Consider the following 707-nt stretch of genomic DNA (forward strand, 5'->3'; position numbering starts at 1 on the left):
AATAACGGGTAACTTTTTGAAGTAACGCTTTAAGCCAGTAGCTTTTCGCAGTTACTCACGTTGGTGCGCCGCTTTCTGTTTAGGTGTTCGCAGTATCCTTCGTGCGACGCTGGGCGACCTACTGCTCCATGAAATACGCGACTAAATTGTGTGGTGAGTTTTAGCCAGTTTTCGGGGGTAATGTTTACTCTTTGTAACAGGGGTAAAGTGGTATCTTCAATATAGCCTTTCTTGTCTTCACGTATACAACGCCCGGTTAATTCTACTAGTTCAAGGTAAGATTTAAGCGCAAAGGGTAATCCTTTTGCCATTTGCTTTTTTGGTTTACCTGAAAAGCGTAGAAGTTGCTTCGGTTGCTTACCTGCAGTGGCGCTTTCAATGCGTATTTTTACACTGGTATGCTCTGATGTTTCTGGTGTTGTTGCTGCCTTTGCTCTTATTGGGTTTAAATCAACATATGCCATACAGGCGATTAATGCGGCTTCATCTAAAAGGGCTTGTGATTTAAAACGTCCCTCCCAAAACCGTCCGGTACAGTTATCTTCTTTATTAGCTCTGCGCGCAATGTCTTCATTTAATAGCCGCATAAACCAACTGATATTAGCTAAGCGTTCTCGGTATTCACTGATTGTTTCATTTAACAGTAGCCATTCAATTTTGCTTAGCTCTTCGCCTTGCAGGTATTTGTTAGTGAGTACAGTGCCTTT

The 707-nt window shown here is 42.3% G+C and carries 1 protein-coding gene; it reads right to left on the reverse strand.

The annotated features are described in order from the left end of the window. Positions 1–29 precede the first annotated feature (29 nt). The coding region (locus H5079_RS18145; protein ID WP_182684624.1) for a transposase at positions 30–707 on the reverse strand (678 nt) is incomplete at its 5' end.

Source organism: Pseudoalteromonas sp. SG44-5, from assembly GCF_014164175.1.
GTDB classification, from domain to species: domain Bacteria; phylum Pseudomonadota; class Gammaproteobacteria; order Enterobacterales; family Alteromonadaceae; genus Pseudoalteromonas; species Pseudoalteromonas nigrifaciens.